The organism is Deltaproteobacteria bacterium, from assembly GCA_016874775.1.
Classification (GTDB): domain Bacteria; phylum Desulfobacterota; class Binatia; order Bin18; family Bin18; genus VGTJ01.
Genome location: VGTJ01000002.1, coordinates 28,979 through 46,198 on the forward strand (window position 1 = coordinate 28,979; position 17,220 = coordinate 46,198).

Annotated in this window: 12 protein-coding genes; 11 read left to right on the forward strand and 1 reads right to left on the reverse strand. The window is 53.0% G+C overall.

The genetic code is table 11. The features are described 5' to 3' along the window. Positions 1-55 precede the first annotated feature (55 nt). The gene (locus tag FJ147_00605) at positions 56-1,252 is read right to left on the reverse strand and encodes an MBL fold metallo-hydrolase (protein ID MBM4254377.1); all 1,197 of its coding nucleotides are present in this window, start codon (positions 1,250-1,252) and stop codon (positions 56-58) included. 719 nt (positions 1,253-1,971) lie between these two features. On the opposite strand from FJ147_00605, the gene FJ147_00610 reads away from it, so the two are divergent. From FJ147_00610 to FJ147_00660, 11 genes are all read left to right on the forward strand, one after another. Beyond that, on the forward strand, positions 1,972-2,943 hold the full coding sequence (locus FJ147_00610; protein ID MBM4254378.1) for a nicotinate-nicotinamide nucleotide adenylyltransferase: 972 nt from the start codon (positions 1,972-1,974) through the stop codon (positions 2,941-2,943). A 96-nt stretch (positions 2,944-3,039) separates the two neighbouring features. Next, a complete protein-coding gene (locus FJ147_00615) occupies positions 3,040-3,936 on the forward strand; it encodes an adenylate/guanylate cyclase domain-containing protein (protein MBM4254379.1) in 897 nt (298 codons plus the stop codon). A gap of 311 nt (positions 3,937-4,247) precedes the next feature. Next, positions 4,248-5,081 (forward strand): transketolase, encoded by an 834-nt coding sequence (locus FJ147_00620; GenBank protein ID MBM4254380.1) that lies wholly within the window; start codon positions 4,248-4,250, stop codon positions 5,079-5,081. A gap of 5 nt (positions 5,082-5,086) precedes the next feature. Next, entirely contained in the window at positions 5,087-6,076 is a 990-nt protein-coding gene (locus tag FJ147_00625) for a transketolase family protein (GenBank protein ID MBM4254381.1), read from the forward strand. Positions 6,077-6,090: 14 nt separating this feature from the next. Beyond that, positions 6,091-8,961 (forward strand): bifunctional transaldolase/phosoglucose isomerase, encoded by a 2,871-nt coding sequence (locus FJ147_00630; protein ID MBM4254382.1) that lies wholly within the window; start codon positions 6,091-6,093, stop codon positions 8,959-8,961. A gap of 134 nt (positions 8,962-9,095) precedes the next feature. Further along, positions 9,096-9,992, forward strand: a complete 897-nt coding sequence (gene gnd, locus FJ147_00635; protein ID MBM4254383.1) for a decarboxylating 6-phosphogluconate dehydrogenase — start codon at positions 9,096-9,098, stop codon at positions 9,990-9,992. Positions 9,993-10,232: 240 nt separating this feature from the next. Next, positions 10,233-11,834: a glucose-6-phosphate dehydrogenase gene (zwf, locus tag FJ147_00640; protein MBM4254384.1), complete on the forward strand. Its 1,602-nt coding sequence runs from the start codon at positions 10,233-10,235 to the stop codon at positions 11,832-11,834. 32 nt (positions 11,835-11,866) lie between these two features. Then, positions 11,867-12,865 (forward strand): glucokinase, encoded by a 999-nt coding sequence (gene glk, locus FJ147_00645; GenBank protein ID MBM4254385.1) that lies wholly within the window; start codon positions 11,867-11,869, stop codon positions 12,863-12,865. 16 nt (positions 12,866-12,881) lie between these two features. Beyond that, positions 12,882-15,593, forward strand: coding sequence for a glucosidase (locus FJ147_00650; protein MBM4254386.1), 2,712 nt, complete (start codon positions 12,882-12,884; stop codon positions 15,591-15,593). A 45-nt stretch (positions 15,594-15,638) separates the two neighbouring features. Next, the gene (pgl, locus tag FJ147_00655) at positions 15,639-16,394 is read left to right on the forward strand and encodes a 6-phosphogluconolactonase (protein ID MBM4254387.1); all 756 of its coding nucleotides are present in this window, start codon (positions 15,639-15,641) and stop codon (positions 16,392-16,394) included. Positions 16,395-16,442: 48 nt separating this feature from the next. After that, positions 16,443-17,213 carry an HAD family hydrolase gene (locus FJ147_00660; GenBank protein ID MBM4254388.1) on the forward strand — a complete coding sequence of 257 codons (771 nt, stop codon included), beginning with the start codon at positions 16,443-16,445 and terminating at the stop codon, positions 17,211-17,213. The last annotated feature ends 7 nt before the right edge of the window (positions 17,214-17,220 follow it).

Consider the following 17,220-nt stretch of genomic DNA (forward strand, 5'->3'; position numbering starts at 1 on the left):
AGAAGAATTTCTGGGAAGGCTACCTTAATCAGATAGCGAGAGCAAGAAGAAGCGCTTATGCTACACGATACCGCTCTCCCTCCTGCACCACCCTTCCCTCCTGTATCAGTTTTTGGAGATGAAACTGCATCGAATTCTTCTCGACCGCATCAATCCAGACGACGTTATTGTAATCTTTGCGGTAGACGATTCGCTTCTTAATGATCTCGGTCAACGTGCGTGGTTGGGCAAGAAACTCCAGCAACATCTGCTCACGTTCATAGACGATATCCAGATAACTTTGCACTATTGCCGCTTGATCCTTCTCGCAAATCCCGACGTGATGGAAACTGACCAACGTGTTCGTACTGAGGGCACGAATCTGCTCTAGCGATGCGATGGTAGCAATAAGATCAGAGGTGGCATCGCCATACACCGGGCCAAATTTGGTCAGATCCCAATCTCCTAAGAACAGCAACCCTTCGTTCTCAAAAAAGAAACAGCAATGTCCGCCCGTATGACCGGGCGTATGCAGCACGCGCATACGCGTGTGCCCGAAGTCATACACCTGACCATCGTGGAAATGCACCATCTGTTCGCGTGACTTATAGTGATACTTCTTGAGCAAAACTGGTCGCCACACGTCATTCGACGCTTCATCCATACCATAGTAGTCCAGAAGCGTTTCCAACGAGCGCATCGCTGGCGCATCGAGTGCGTGGATGTGGAGCGGTACCTCGGGGAACCAATGACTGCCGATCCAGTGGTCTTCGTGGTAGTGGCTGTTGAGCAGCATATCCACCGGTCGGCCTGTCACCTTTCCTTGCATTTCATACACTGTCTGTGATGGGTCGATCAGCGCGGTCACATCATCTTCGACCAGGATCGAGTTACCGTGCGGATACTTGCCGTTTTTCTCACCGATAATGACTTTGACGCGACCGAAACTACGCACCTCTGCCATGAGTCCTCCGTGTATTACTGGTTGAGAAAGCGAAGTTATATACCGAATCCAGTTAATCAAGTAGGGAAGCGGCAGAATGAATTGACCGACTATTGCAGGTGTGTATATTGAGGAAGAAATTTCCACACGTGGAGAAGCAAGCAGTATGCGCACCTCTGGAACCCTGGCGAGAAAAAATTTTATGGTCAATGAAGAAGACGTTCGTATGCTAAAGCGTGTCTTGCAAGTCGCCACTGAATCAGAAGCAGTCCGTATTGCCGTACGAGACCGACTTGCGCTTGAAAAAGCCCAAACCGCTTTTCGCCGCATCCGTGCACGCGGCGGTATTGAGGATGTTTTCCATCGGAGCGCCCCAGACTCGCGCAAATAACCCCGATGATTGCTTTGCCTGTTATCTTCGATACTTCGATTTACATCCCATACCTCCGAGAAGAGGCATATACGGATCTTATAGAAAGCATGATCCGCACGGCTCGCGTTCGTCTCAGTACTGTCGTATTGAGTGAACTTTACGCTGGAACACGTTCTGCCCGGGATAAAGTGGATTTAGATGTAATTTATCGTACATATCAGTACTTCAGACACTTTTTCGGCGGAACATTTCTATAAAATCAGAAGGTTACGGCTACAAAATCGAATAAAAGCAAAGTTAGCATGCTCCCTGACTTGCATTTAATTCTCTGATCTCAAAGAAGTCGGCCATTTACGAATCGTCTATCTCCAAAAAGTGTCTACAGTATTGGTACATATCAGACATTGGGTTTTCTCGTGGTACCGACCGCAGAAGATTGGATACGGGCAGGTCAAGGGATTCGCCACTACAGTCGGCTTTATGGGAATATTGAACCTCGAGAACATGTCAATGACATCCTCATTTTGCTCGCCGGTGCAGCGATTGGAGCTGAAGTTGTCACTGAAAACGCAAAGCACTTCACACGTTGGGCATTCTTATTACGGCGTATGGGATTCTCCACACGTGTGAGAGAAGTGCGTCGGAACGAGCATCTAGATCGGAATAGGTAACCACCATGCCCATCTTGGGTCAGGCAATTTACGATCTCACACGCCTCTTTGGCTTACGAGAAGCCGTAGACACACTCGACCTTGTTGCTCCTCCGACCGTCCGACTTGTTGCTCCTCACACCGCACCATCGCTCCGTCGTGTCGGAATCCTGTGCGGGTCATTCAATCCTCTCACTTTCGCCCACACGACCTTAGCAGAAAAAGCAATCGAAGCCTTTACCCTCGATCAGGTCTTCTTTACCCTTGCTAAAGTGACAGTTGATAAAGAGCAAGTAACAGGCATGAGCTTAGAAGATCGTCTGTTGTCACTCTCGCTCTATGTTGAGCAACATCACAACCTCGGCGTCGCCCTCGTCAATCGTGGACTCTATTTCGAGCAAGCACAAGCATTTCACTCATTGTTTGGCAATCAGGTAGAGCTGAATTTCCTCATCGGCATGGACAAGTTGTTACAGATTTTTGACCCGCGTTACTATCAAGATCGGGACGCAGCGCTACAACAACTCTTCAGTCTTACCTCACTTATTGTTGCCAATCGTGGCGATATGGATGAGCAGAGCTTTTCCCAATTATTCGACCAGCCTGAGAATCATCCGTTTCGTCAACACGTGCATTTCTTCACTCTCCCCGCAAATATCACCGACTTATCGGCGACACAGGTCCGTCACAACCTTGCGACCGAGCAACCCATCTCAGCGTATGTCCCTCCAGCAGTAGAAGAATTCATCAACGAGACTCGTGCGCATCATCCTCCGCAACAATGCGGCGAAGAACAGCTCTACGCTTATGCCGTTCGTCAAGCACTGCTCGCGTTACTGTTCACTGAACGTTCCTGGACAGAGCAAGAAATCGATTTTCAACGCCTGATGACTGCAGCGCTTTCACCAGATGCTCACGGTCGAGCACTACGCCAAGCGGGGAGTGGAAAGGATATCGGAGAGTCCATTGCCATCTTCCCCCTAAAGCCTGAAGCCTAAAGGCTGGCCTTCGCCCAAGCCGATAGCTTTTTTCCCACGGTCCCTTGCGCCAGGCTGCCATAGCTCTCGCGCGATGAAGTTTATATAATACAGAGCATGGATCAGCCAACGACAACTCTCGCCATTCTCTTTGCCGATATCAGTGGAAGTACCCGCCTGTATGAGACCTTGGGTGACGCACTCGCGCGGCAGAAGGTTGCGGATTGTTTATCGGTGCTCAGCGAAGCGATTCAGCAACGTGGAGGTACAGTCATCAAAACTATCGGTGACGAAGTGATGAGTACATTTCCCAGTGCTGAAGTTGCGGTCCAGGCGGCCTGTGCGATGCAGGAATCGTTGGCCGAACGTGCGGCCTTGAGTAAAAGCCCGCTCACCATTCGGGTGGGTTTACATTATGGCCCAGCTTTGGTCGAAGCAGCGGATGTTTTTGGCGATGCCGTCAACCTGGCTGCCCGTATCGTCGGCCTGGCAAAAGCGAATCAGATTCTTACTTCCCGTCAAACTGTCGACACACTCCCCACCTCGCTGCAAACCATGACACGACATGTCGACCGTGCCCCGCTCAAGGGAAAACAAGAAGCCGTTGATATTTATGAAGTCATCTGGCGTGAGGATGAACTCACCCGCATGGAAGGGCCTAGCCTTGCTCCACTTCCCACAGCACATTCCGCGCGATTACGCCTGAGCTTTGGTGAGCAAGCGGTAGAAGTTACCCCATCTCGTCCGTCGGTTTCTATCGGCCGCGGACAAGAGAATGACCTCGTGATCGCTGATGAATTCGCCTCACGGCTGCATGCGCGGGTCGAGTTGCGTCGTGGAAAATTCGTCCTTCTCGACCAAAGCACCAATGGGACTTTCGTCATCATTCAGAACGAAAAGCCGTTGCACCTCCACCGCGAAGAACTGCTCCTGCAGGGAACAGGAGTCATCAGCCTTGGTCGCCCGTTGGATGGAAATCCGCCAACCCTGATTCATTTCGTCTGCGAACCATAATTTCGCCAGATTTGGTTCACCTGCGTGCGAGAAATTTCCCCCATGAGGGAAATTTCGTACCTTCCTCAGGCTGTTTCTGTATAGACATCTCCCCCCTCTCCCGCCATCGTCTCTCTCCGAGGCCGTTGAAACGGAGAGACTCGCTCATACATCGAATATGAATAAGGGGACATTTGACATTACGAAGCGTGGTTTAGTAAGTTAACAAAGGGACACCCAACAACCTGTTTCTCCTTCCTCTTGGTCCCAGCCCGTACTTCATCCCGCTACTCTGCTTCGGAGTGTAACAGGGAGTTAATAAGGAGAAACGCATGCACGACAGTGAGCAGCTTACCCGGCTGCGCGAAAAGGCCCAACACATCCGTCGGTCGATCATCGAAATGTTGGCTGCTGCCGGCTCAGGCCACCCAGGAGGGAGCCTCTCGGCGACTGACCTTGTTACCTGCTTGTACTTCCAGGTCATGCGCCATAGGCCGACCGATCCCACGTGGCAGGATCGCGACCGCTTCATTCTCTCGAAAGGTCATGCCTGTCCGGTGTTGTACGCCGCGCTGGCCGAAGCCGGATACATTACCCCAGATCTATTAACCTCGTTGCGGCGCTTTGGCAGCCCACTCCAAGGGCATCCTGACCGGCGCAAATTTGGCCTTATGGAGGCCTCGACGGGATCGCTGGGCATCGGCCTCTCACTCGGTGTGGGGATGGCTCTTGCCGCTCGTCTGCGTAACAGCCCTTCTCGCATCTACGTCATGCTTGGCGACGGAGAGTGCGAAGAAGGGCAAATTTGGGAAGCGGCGATGTGGGCAGCGCATCAGAAGCTCGACAATCTCTGCGCTATCGTCGATTACAACCGCCTGCAGCTCGATGCCAGCGTCGAGGAAATTACTAGCCTCGAACCATTGGCCGAGAAATGGCGTGCTTTTCAATGGAACGTGCAGGAAATCGACGGGCACAATTACGAACACATCCTCAGCGCCTTTACACATGCCGAACAGACCAAAGGGAAACCTACAGTTTTGGTTGCCACTACGGTGAAGGGAAAAGGCGTGTCATACATGGAGAACCAGATCAAGTTTCACGGCAGTGTCCCCGAAAAAGCTGAACAAATCCAGCAAGCCTTGCAAGAAATCACCACCGGGAGATAAGCGCCATGATCAAACGCTGGCCGACACAATGGGAACTGGGGATGGCGACACGCGAGGCATACGGTCACGCGTTAGCACAATTGGGAGAAGAGAATTCTAAAGTTGTGGTCCTTGATGCTGACCTGTCGAAGTCGACTTTCACTTCGCTGTTTGGCAAAAAATTTCCGGCGCGCTTTTTTGATGTGGGGATCGCCGAGGCCAATATGTGTTCTATCGCCGCCGGACTCGCCTCTGACGGCTTTATTCCGTTCGCTTCGAGTTTTGCCTCGTTCCTCTTATGCAAAGGCTATGAACAACTCCGTATCTGTTGCTCGTACATGGAAATGAATGTCAATTTCGTTGGCTCACACGGTGGAATCAGCTTAGGGGAAGATGGCCCATCGCAGCAGTCGATCGAAGATATTGCGCTGGCGTGCAGCCTCCCAGGCTTCACGGTTGCCATGCCCGCGGACGAGGTGGCCACACGCGAATTGGTCCAAGCCGCGGCTGCCCATTACGGTCCGGTCTACCTTCGTGTCAGCCGCCCACGCGCGCCCAAAATTTATCCTGCCGGAGAACGGTTTGCTTTCGGTCGTGCCAAAACACTCTCAGATGGTGACGACGTCACTGTCATCGCCAATGGCCTGATGGTTGCCCTGGCGTGCCAGGCAGCAGAATTAGCGGAACGCAAAGGCATTCACACGCGGGTGATCGATCTCCATACGGCGAAGCCGTTGGACGAAGCGACGATCGAGATTGCCGCGCGTGATACCGGAGCGTTAGTCGTAGTTGAAGAGCACTTAAGCCGCCCAGGGCTAGGCTCGCTTGTCGCTCAAGTAGTCGTCAATCGCTGTCCAGTCCCGATGGAGTTTGTTGGTTTGCCCGACAGTTTTGCCGAGTCTGGCACCCCGCAAGAACTTTTCCGCGCCTATGGTCTGACAGTTGAACATGTGCTGGGCGCTATCCAACAGGTTGTTCGGCGCAAAGACAAACGTCAAGTAGCCTCAGCTCGTTAGAAGGGGAAGCCACGATGGCAAACCAAATATTCGATCTCCGCCAGTATGGTCAAAGTGTGTGGTATGACTTTATCAGTCGCCAACTCCTCGCATCTGGCGAGTTATTACGCATCATCAACCGAGACGGCGTCTCCGGCGTCACCTCAAACCCCAGTATTCTTGAACAGGCGATCAACAAAACCGATGCCTACGACGAGGAAATGGCCATCCTCGCTCGTCATGGTTTGTCTGCTGAAGACATTTATACGCGTGTCGCCGTGCAAGATATTACCGAAGCTGCAGATATTCTGCAGACTGTCTCTGTCGCGACCAATGGCGGCGATGGCTATGTCAGTCTCGAAGTTTCTCCACGTTTAGCTGATGATGCCGAGGGAACGATCGCCGAAGCGCATCGCCTGTGGCAACAGATCCGACGCGATAACGTGATGATCAAAGTCCCTGGTACGCCAGCCGGATTTCGCGCGGTACGCAAACTCATCAGCGACGGCATCAACGTCAACATCACCCTCCTCTTCTCGATCGCCGACTATGAAGCTGCTGCGCAGGCATATATTGGTGGACTCTCTGACCGTTTGAATAAAGGCGGAGACATCAGTCGTGTCGCCTCAGTCGCGAGCGTCTTCGTGAGCCGGATTGACTCTCTCGTCGACAAACTCCTCGATCAAGCGCTGGCTACCACCCGTGACAGCGAAGCACGCCAAGGCATCGAAAACTTGAAAGGCAAGGCCGCCATCGCCAATTCCAAATTGGTGTATCAGCGCTTCAAAGCGCTCTTCTCTAGCAGTGAGTGGCAAAGACTAGAAGAGCACGGAGCCCGTCGCCAGCGTCCACTGTGGGCTTCCACTGGCACGAAAAATCCCAAATATAGCGACGTCCTCTACATCGAAGAACTTGTCGGCCCGGACACGGTGAATACGGTTCCTCCTGGTGCACTTGCGGCGTTTCGCGATCATGGCCGTGCGCGCCCCACGATCGAACTCAACACGCAAGAGGCACAAAATGCGTTTGATCGCCTTGGCGAATTGGGTGTCGACATGACCAAGGTCCACGGGCAACTCAAAGAGGAAGGGCTCCAAGCTTTCGCTGATTCGTTTGACACCCTTCTTTTAGGAGTCGATACCAAACGCAAAGCCGCACTGTTGAAAGGCCGCTATCAGATTGCTGGCGCCAAATTGGGTGACGCGCTCGACCGCTACAATATCGACCTGCAACTCCAAGACTATGTCGAAGGCATGTGGAGCAAACGCGCGGAACTGTGGTCAGACGATCCGACGGAACAAAAACGGATCGCGAATCGCTTAGGGTGGTTGGATTCACCTGAAGTGATGGCAAAAGCGCTCCCGCGGCTGAAGCGCTTTGCTGCCGCTGTCCGTCATGACGGTATCAAACACGTGGTCCTGCTTGGCATGGGGGGCTCAAGCCTCGCCCCAGAGGTGATGCGGGCGATCCTCGGGGTGCAGCCTGGGGCTCCAACGTTCACGATGCTTGACTCGACTGACCCTGGATCCATCAAGGCAATTACTGATCGCATATCACTGAAAGAGACGATCTTCCTCATTGCCAGTAAGTCCGGCACAACGATCGAACCCAACACTTTGTCGGCCTACTTCTGCCAGCTGTTGAAAAACGCCGGGATTGCGAATCCTGCTCGTCACCTCGTCGCGATTACCGACGAAGGAACTGCACTCCATGAACAGGCGCAACACGATCATTATCGCGAGATCTTCGTGAACCCGTCAGACATTGGTGGCCGCTATTCCGCTCTATCTTTCTTTGGATTCGTGCCAGCCGCACTCATGGGGATTGATTTGGTCGACCTCCTGGCCTGGGGGCGGGGAATGGCACTCTTATGTGGTCCAACCAACGCCATCGCCCAGAACCCTGGCGTCGCCTTAGGTATCGCAATGGGTGCGGCTGCCCGTACTGGCCGCGATAAGTTGACGCTCGTTACTGGCCCACATCTGCGTCCATTTGGCTTGTGGATTGAACAGCTTATCGCTGAGTCCACGGGGAAAAAGGGGACAGGCATTGTTCCCATTGTTGGTGAGCCACTCGGACTGCCAGAGGTGTATGGAGGCGATCGGTTGTTTGTCCGCTTGCGACTCCATGGCGGCGATCCTGAAGAACATGATCGAGACGGCAAAATGGAGCGACTGCGAGCAGCGGGGTTTCCCATTATCACGATCAGTATGCATGCTCCTGCCGCAATTGGTGCAGAGTTCGTACGTTGGGAGATCGCCACCGCTACCGCCGGTGCCATCTTGGATATCAACCCGTTCGATGAACCAAATGTTCAACAAGCAAAAGATGCGACAAAAGCGTTGTTGCGACGATTCACCACCGAGGGAAAGCTCCCTGTTCCCACACCCCAGGTACCAATACACGGCACCTCGTTGACCTGTGATCAGGCCAGTTGGGAAAAGATCAAAGCCAGTGGTAACGATGTGTCTCGCCCTCTCAGTGCGCTGGCAGAGTTTCTGCGCACGGTGGAGAAAGGCGATTACCTCGGACTGCTTGCCTATCTGCCAGTCAACGACAAGATTGAAGCATCATTGCAGCGTGTCCGTAGCCAACTGCGCGACCTGTGCCGTGTAGCAACGATGGGCGGTTACGGCCCTCGCTATCTCCATTCAACCGGCCAGTTACACAAAGGTGGTCCGAATAGTGGTGTGTTTATCGTGCTTACAGCAACACCGCAGGAAGACCTGGCCATTCCAGGTGAGCCCTTCTCCTTTGCCACTTTGGAATTGGCGCAGGCACTAGGCGATGTTGCTTCACTTGAAGCGACCGGGCGACGGGTGGTGCATGTGCACCTCGACTCCCCAGACCCAGGACACGTTGAGCGAGTGTGCGATCTCATAGCAGGAGCGGCGGCAAAACAGTGAAGCATTGAGAATGCACGATGAAGATGATGAACATTGCAAATGGCACGCGACAAAATCTCACATGCGGTTATCTATATTCTTCATTTGGCATTCTCCATTCTTAATTCATAAATTTTTTAATGAGGAGGCATCATATGCAATTAGGATTCATTGGCTTGGGACGTATGGGTGGCAACATGGTTCGGCGTTTATTGCAAGGTGGGCATCAAATCATTGCCTACAATCGTAGCCCAGAACCAACTCGTGAAGTGGAAAAACTCGGGGCTACGGCTGCTTTCTCGATTGAAGAGCTAGTCAAAAAGCTTCCCGCCCCTCGGACCGTATGGGTCATGGTCCCGTCAGGAAAGGCGACGACTGACAACATCAATACCTTGGCAGGCCTTCTCAGCGCTGGAGACACAGTCATTGAAGGTGGCAATTCTCATTACAAAGATGACGTAGCCAACGCAGCCATGCTGAAGCAAAAAGGTATTCATTATCTTGATGCCGGTACCAGCGGCGGTATTTGGGGACTCAAAATCGGTTACTGCATGATGGTTGGCGGTGACCGCGAAGTGTTCAACAAACATGAGCCCATTTTCAAAACGCTTGCACCGGAGAACGGCTACGGCTACATGGGCGGACACGGCTCTGGCCACTACGTCAAGATGATTCACAACGGCATCGAGTATGGCATGATGCAAGCGTACGCCGAAGGGTTCGAGCTGATGCAAAAAAGCGATTTTAAACTCGACCTCCCCTTCATCGCCAATATGTGGATGCAGGGCAGCGTTGTTCGTTCGTGGCTCTTGGACCTCGCCGCCAGTGCCTTGAGTAAAGATCCACAACTGGCAAAGATTCAAGGCTACGTCGAGGATTCAGGCGAAGGTCGATGGACAATTCTTGACGCGATCGAGAAAGATGTTCCGGCCCCTGTGATTACCCAATCCTTGTACACCCGTTTTCGTTCGCGACAGGCGGAGTCGTTTGGCGAGAAGGTACTCGCGGCGTTACGTAATGAGTTTGGTGGGCATGCGGTGAAGGCGAAGTAAACACGTCCGTCTTCGCTCTGGCAATAGCAGAGAACTGGCACCCCAGAATTGTCCCCCTGAACGAGGTGAAGGGTCTCTCCTAGAGAATTCTTCACTCCGCTCAGAATGACAATGGCGAATAGGTACCGCGGAAGGTGTACGAATTTTGTGACGTCTGGTATTGGGAGGTGCCGAGGCACCTCCCAATACGCGGCGCCCGGGATACCGTGCTCCGACATGTAAATCATAAGAGGACATACTATGGACAGCGCAGGCGAAGTCAAAACATCGGTCACAGGAAACCGCGACACAGGAGTTGAGGTAGGAGACGAGGTCTTTCGCGCCAAAGATCCTGTTACCATTGTCATCTTTGGTGCGTCTGGCGATCTCAGTAAGCGCAAGCTCATCCCTGCGCTCTATCAGTTGCAAAGGGCCGGGTACCTGCCAGAGCGATACGCCGTAGTCGGTTTCTCACGTACCTCGATGAGCGATGAAGCCTATCGCGAAAACATGCGTACTGCGTTGCAAGAACAACTGGCAAGTGAAGGGCATACTGTCACTGCCGACAACCAACTCGTGCAAGCGTTGCACTATCACCCAGGTAGTAACGATGATCTGGCTTCGTTCAAAGCGTTGAAAGAAAAACTCGAACAGCTCGATCGGGAGCGGAATCTGCCTGGAAACAGGCTGTTTTATCTCTCGGTTTCACCAGAGTTTTTTACCGTCATTATTCAGAACCTGTGCGCTGCAGGCTTGATTTGTGGACGCCAAGATAAGACGTGGTCGCGCGTGATTATCGAAAAGCCGTTCGGTAGAGACCTCACCAGTGCCCGGCAATTGAATACGGATGTCACCGCACTCCTCGACGAGAGTCAAATTTACCGTATCGACCATTACCTCGGCAAAGAGACGGTACAGAATATTTTGAGCTTCCGTTTTGGCAACTCGATTTTCGAGCCGCTGTTCAACCAAAAATATGTCGACAACGTGCAGATCACTGTCGCCGAAACCCTCGGCATGGAAGGCCGACGTGGTGCGTACTATGACACCTCTGGAGCGATGCGTGACCTGGTGCAGAACCACATGCTGCAATTACTGTGTCTCCTCGCCATGGAGCCACCAGCCGCACTCGAAGCACGTGCCATTCGTGATGAGAAAGTAAAAGTGCTGCGTGCCATACTCCCACTCTCGCGCAAAGAGGTCGCGGCCAATACAGTGCGTGGTCAGTACGGTGTCGGAGAAAACAACGGCACGATTGTCAAAGGGTATCGACAAGAAGAAGGCGTGAATCCGAAGTCCATCACCGAAACCTATGTTGCTATGCGTCTGAAGATCGACAACTGGCGCTGGGCCGGTGTCCCGTTTTTGTTGCGCACGGGCAAACGCTTGCACAAGCGCGTGTCGGAAATCGCGGTAGAATTTAAACATCCCCCGCTCCATTTGTTTGGCCAACTCGAAAACAATGGCAACGAAGATGTCTCCCGGTCAAAATCGAATGTGCTGGTTCTGCGGATTCAGCCTGACGAAGGCATCAATCTCTCATTCGCCTGCAAACAGCCAGGAATGCGTATTCATCTTGAAGATGTCCACATGGATTTCTTCTATAACAAAGTATTCCAGCAACGCTCACCCGAAGCCTACGAACGGCTCTTACTCGATGCGTTGCGTGGTGACGCCTCGTTGTTCACGCGTTCGGATGAAGTCGAGTATGCCTGGCGCGTTATCTCATCAATTCATGATGGCTGGGCAAATCTTCCTTCCCCGACTTTTCCCAACTATTACCCATTTACCGATGGGCCGGATGAAGCGCAGAAGTTATTCGACGGGACACAAGCACAGTGGCGATCGATTCGTGACATGTAGATCATGCACAGGGAGAGAGCAACGAGGCACGCATGGCACAGTATATATTGGCTGGTGATATTGGTGGTACCAAGACGAACCTGGCGATCTACGCAGTCGAGCGACCTGCGCACGTTACCCTTGTCCGCGAGTCCTCCTTTTCCAGTCGACAACACGATGGATTGGAATCAGTGCTGGGTGAGTTCCTCAAGGAAGGCCGAGAACACGTCTCCGCCGCTGCCTTTGGTATAGCCGGGCCGGTGCTCGATGGCGTCGTGTTGGCCACGAACCTGCCGTGGAAGGTAGAAACTGACCGCATTGCCAAAGCACTCGATTGTTCGCGCATTCAGCTGATGAATGATCTGGAAACAACGGCCTATGGGTCGCTGTTCCTTCCACCCCAGGAAATCCAGATTCTCCACGAAGGGAAAACACGCAACGGTCACCGCGTCGTCATAGCGGCCGGGACCGGTCTGGGGCAAGCGTTCTTGATGTGGGATGGTACCCGCTATCGGCCAATTGCCACCGAAGGAGGCCATGCCGATTTTGCTCCTCGGACAGAAAAAGAAGTCGAGTTACTCCATTTTCTCAGAAGGAGTTACCCGCACGTATCGTACGAGCGTCTCCTGTCAGGCCCTGGGCTCGTCAATATCTTCAACTTTCTCGATCAGCATTTGCATCAGCCCGTCGCTCCTATCGTTCGCCAACGTCTGGTCAACGAGGACCCAGCTGCAGTCATCGGCCAGGCAGGCGTCGAGGATCTCTGCTCGACGTGCGCCGAGGCAGTCGACATTTTTTTTGGCGTGTATGGTGCCCAGGCTGGCAATCTCGCACTGACAATCATGGGGCTCGGCGGTGTGTACATAGGTGGTGGCATCATTGTAAAGCTGCTTGCGAAAGCTATCTCCGGCGCGTTTATGGATGCTTACCTGGCAAAGGGACGTTACGCCTCGTTCATGGCTGACATTCCCGTACGGATCATTCTTAATGCCAAGGCCTCACAGTTTGGTGCCGCCCATGCTGCTCGCGAATTATTAGCTGAGAACCACTAGAACGGAACCGCTACACATGGCCAAACGAGCGAAGGCTCCACGAAAAACAGTCACTGTAGAAGCCAAACGGCTTGCCGAAGACGCCCGAGGCAAAGCGTCCTGGAAACGTTGGGGACCGTATGTCAGCGAACGGGCCTGGGGCACGGTTCGTGAAGACTACAGCCCCTACGGTACAGCCTGGGATTACTTTCCTCATGATCATGCGCGATCTCGCGCGTACCGCTGGGGGGAAGATGGCCTCGCCGGAATTTGCGATCGGTACCAACTGTTAGTGTTTGCGCTCGCACTGTGGAATAGGAAAGATCCTATTCTCAAAGAGCGGGCGTTTGGCCTGGTCCCGACTGAAGGAAATCATGGCGAGGACGTGAAAGAGTACTTCTTCTATCTCGACTCTACCCCTACGCACTCGTACATGAAGTACCTCTACAAGTATCCGCACGCGACGTATCCCTACGTGCAACTGATAGAGGAAAATCAGCGACGACAAGGAACTGGGGAGACTGAATACGAACTCCTCGATACCGGCATCTTCGACGAGAACCGTTACTTCGATGTCTTTGTTGAATATGCCAAAGCTGGACCAGACGACCTGTGCATTCGCATTGAGGTGTGCAACCGCGGCCCAGAAGCAGCACCGGTTCATATTATCCCACAACTCTGGTTCCGTAATCGCTGGGCCTGGGACCCCACGGCAAAGCCCGAACCTGTGATTGAGGTCGGCCCGCGTGGGAAAAACTTCCTGAGCCTTCGCGCCAATGACTCTGCTGCTGAACCACTCACCAACTTGTTGACGTCCTATCAGCTCGGGCCACGGTATTTGTATGGCGAAGCTGGGGCCCAACTGCTGTTCACCAACAATGAGACCAATGCAGAACGGGTGTGGGGTCCACAGGTGCAATCCCGTAGCCCGTATGTCAAAGATGCCTTTCATCGCCATATCATCAACGGTGAAGATTGTCTCAACCCTAAGCAAATTGGTACCAAAGCCGGGTTCCACTATGCAAACCTCACTGTTCCTGCTCATGGGTCAGTGGTGGTCCGCCTCCGTTTAACGGATACGAAACTTGCGAGTCCGCTTGCTGAAGTGGACACCATTGTCAAAGAGCGGAAAAAAGAAGCTGATGCCTTTTACCGCTCGATTCATCCTGAGAACGCCACTGAAGATGAATGTCTGATTCAACGCCAGGCCCTCGCCGGCATGCTGTGGAACAAGCAGAGTTATTTATATGATGTGAACGTGTGGCTGCACGGTGACAACCCGCAATGGCCACCCCCAGAATCACGCCACCACATTCGGAACGTCCACTGGCGACATTTGAATTCACAGCGCATCTTGTCCGTGCCAGACAAATGGGAATTTCCTTGGTTCGCCGCCTGGGATCTCGCGTTTCATTGCCTCCCGCTGGCCCTCGTTGATCCTGCATTTGCCAAGGAACAACTCTGGTTGTTACTCTTCGAGCAGTTTCAACACCCGAACGGGCAGATCCCTGCGTACGAATGGGAATTCTCTGACTTAAACCCTCCAGTCCAAGCATGGGCAGTGTGGCGGGTGTACAACATGGACCGTGTCCGCTCCGGCAGTGCCGACCGCCAGTTTTTAGAGCAGTGTTGTCACAAATTGTTGTTGAACTTCACCTGGTGGGTCAATAAAGTCGATAGTGAAGGGAATAACGTATTCGAGGGTGGCTTTCTCGGCTTGGACAACATCACCGTGATCGACCGCAGCCATGAGAAACCCCACGGCGCCAAGCTCGAACAATCTGACGCAACCGGCTGGATGGGCATGTTCTGTCTCAATATGATGCGTATTGCCTTGGAATTGGCCAAAGAGAACAAAACCTACGAGGCCTTAGCCACGAAATTCTTCGAGCACTACGTCTATATCGGCGCGGCGATGAAGAACATGGGGAGCCGCGACTACCAGCTCTGGGATGAAAAAGACGGATTCTTTTACGACGTCTTACGTTACCCGAACGGTGAGTTTCACAAATTCCGCGTGCGTTCCCTGGTGGGGTTGATTCCTTTATATGCGATTGAACGCCTCGAAGAAGAGTGGATTGTGCCCTTCGCAGATTTCCGTGCCAACCTGCACTGGTTTTTACGCAATCGCCAAGATTTAGTGCAACAGTGTGTCACGACCGTACAACAGGACGGGCAACAGGTTCATGTTCTCGCCATCATGAATCCTGAGCAGATCCGCCAGCTCCTGCAGCGAGTATGGGATCCACAGGAGTTTCGCTCGCCGTTTGGGGTTCGTAGCCTTTCCAGGTATCACGAGCAGCATCCGTTTACCTTCGGCAACGACGGAGTGGAGTATGAGCCCGGCGAATCCCGAGCCATGCATAAAGGCGGGAACTCGAATTGGCGCGGACCGGTCTGGTTGCCAACGACGTTTCTCCTGATCGAATCCTTGCGCAAACTTCGGAAAGCCTACGGGGCTGCATTGACGATTGCTGACCCTACAAATCCTGCCAAGCAAGTCACTCTCGATGAGTTAGCACGTGGGCTTGCCAATGGTCAGATCAATTTGTTTACTCGCAATGAACGCGGGGAACGTCCAGTCCACGGGGCAGCTCAGAAGTTTCGTGATGACCTCTACTGGCGTGATTGTCTGCTCTTTTACGAACATTTCCATGCTGATACCGGGCGGGGCCTCGGCGCCTCTCATCAAACCGGCTGGACCGGTCTGGTAGCTTCATTGATTGATGAATGGAGACGAGACGAATAAACGCGGCTGTGAAGTCTACAGCCTATGGCTTACTTTTTATAACCTATGACAAACCTTCACATATACCAGGATACCCAAGAGTTATATTCCGAAGCCGCGGCCCTGTTCACACGCTTGGCGAACGAGGCCATTGCCAGCCAAGGACGCTTTACGGTCGCCTTCTCTGGAGGATCCACTCCCAAAAGCGTCTACACTTTGCTTGCTCACGGTAATCCTCGCATGCAACCGATCGCCTGGCCCTACGTGCATGTGTTCTGGGGTGACGAACGTTGTGTGCCACCAACGCATCAAGATAGCAACTATCACATGGCAAACGAGGCGTTACTCGCGCACGTTCCTATTCCCCCGGAGAATATCCATCGCATTCAGGCAGAACTGGAGCCGCTTGAGGCAGCCTATAACTACGAGCGAAAACTCCGAGAGGTATTTTCACTGCCATCCGACGGCACCCCGTGCTTTGACCTCGCACTCCTCGGGATGGGGCCTGACGGCCACACCGCGTCCCTCTTTCCTGGAACAAGTGGCTTACAGGAAAAAACCCGCCTCGCCGTCGCCCATTACGTCGAAAAACTCTCAAGCTGGCGTGTCACACTCACGGCAAAAGTCTTCAATGCTGCTGCGCACGTCGCTTTTCTCGTTGCCGGAGCAGATAAAGCACTGACGTTAAAAGAAGTGCTCGAAGGTCCGTTTCAACCCGACCGCCTTCCTTCACAACTGATTCAACCCGCACCGGAAAGCCTCCAGTGGTTGGTGGAGGCAACGGCAGCAAGCGGTCTCACACACCGCCCCAGCGACACGTGACACGTACCATGCAGCACAACACACACATCACAAGTAAGTGAGGAACCTATGCCTAGTAATTATGTCATCGATATGGACGGGGTGATTTATCTTGGTAACGAACTCATTCCCGGCGCAAAGCACTTTATTGACCGCCTCACGAAGGGAAACCATCGGTTTCTTTTTCTCACCAACAGTTCAAATCTGACGCCGCCGGACTTACAGCGCAAACTCAGCAAAATGGGAATCGAGGTCAGCGAACATCATTTTTTCACCTCAGCCATGGCCACCGCTGATTTCCTCAACAACCAGTTGCCCAATGGCCGTGCGTTCATCATCGGCGGAGAAGGGCTACGCGAAGCGCTCCTCGCCGTAGGATACACAATTACCGAAGATCGCCCCGACTACGTCATCGTCGGCACCACCCGGACATATGACTATGACCGCATGGAAAAAGCTGTAGCTCTCGTTCGTGGTGGAGCACGGCTTATCGGGACCAATCCCGATGTCACTGGCCCATCTGATCATGGAATTATTCCAGCGTGCGGCGCATTGGTTGCACCTATTCAGCTCGTGACCGGAGCCCATCCCTATTTTGTCGGTAAGCCAAATCCGTTGATGATGCGCACAGCCCTGCGTCGGTTACGTGCGCATTCAGGAGATACCTTTATGGTTGGGGATCGTATGGATACGGATGTCATCGCTGGCACTGAAGCGGGTATGCGTACGATTCTCGTGTTATCCGGCGTCACCAGACGTGAAGACATCTCCACGTATGCCTTCCGTCCGCATTATGTGTTCGATACAGCTGGTGATATTCCAGTTGATGAGCTAAATTAACTTTAAT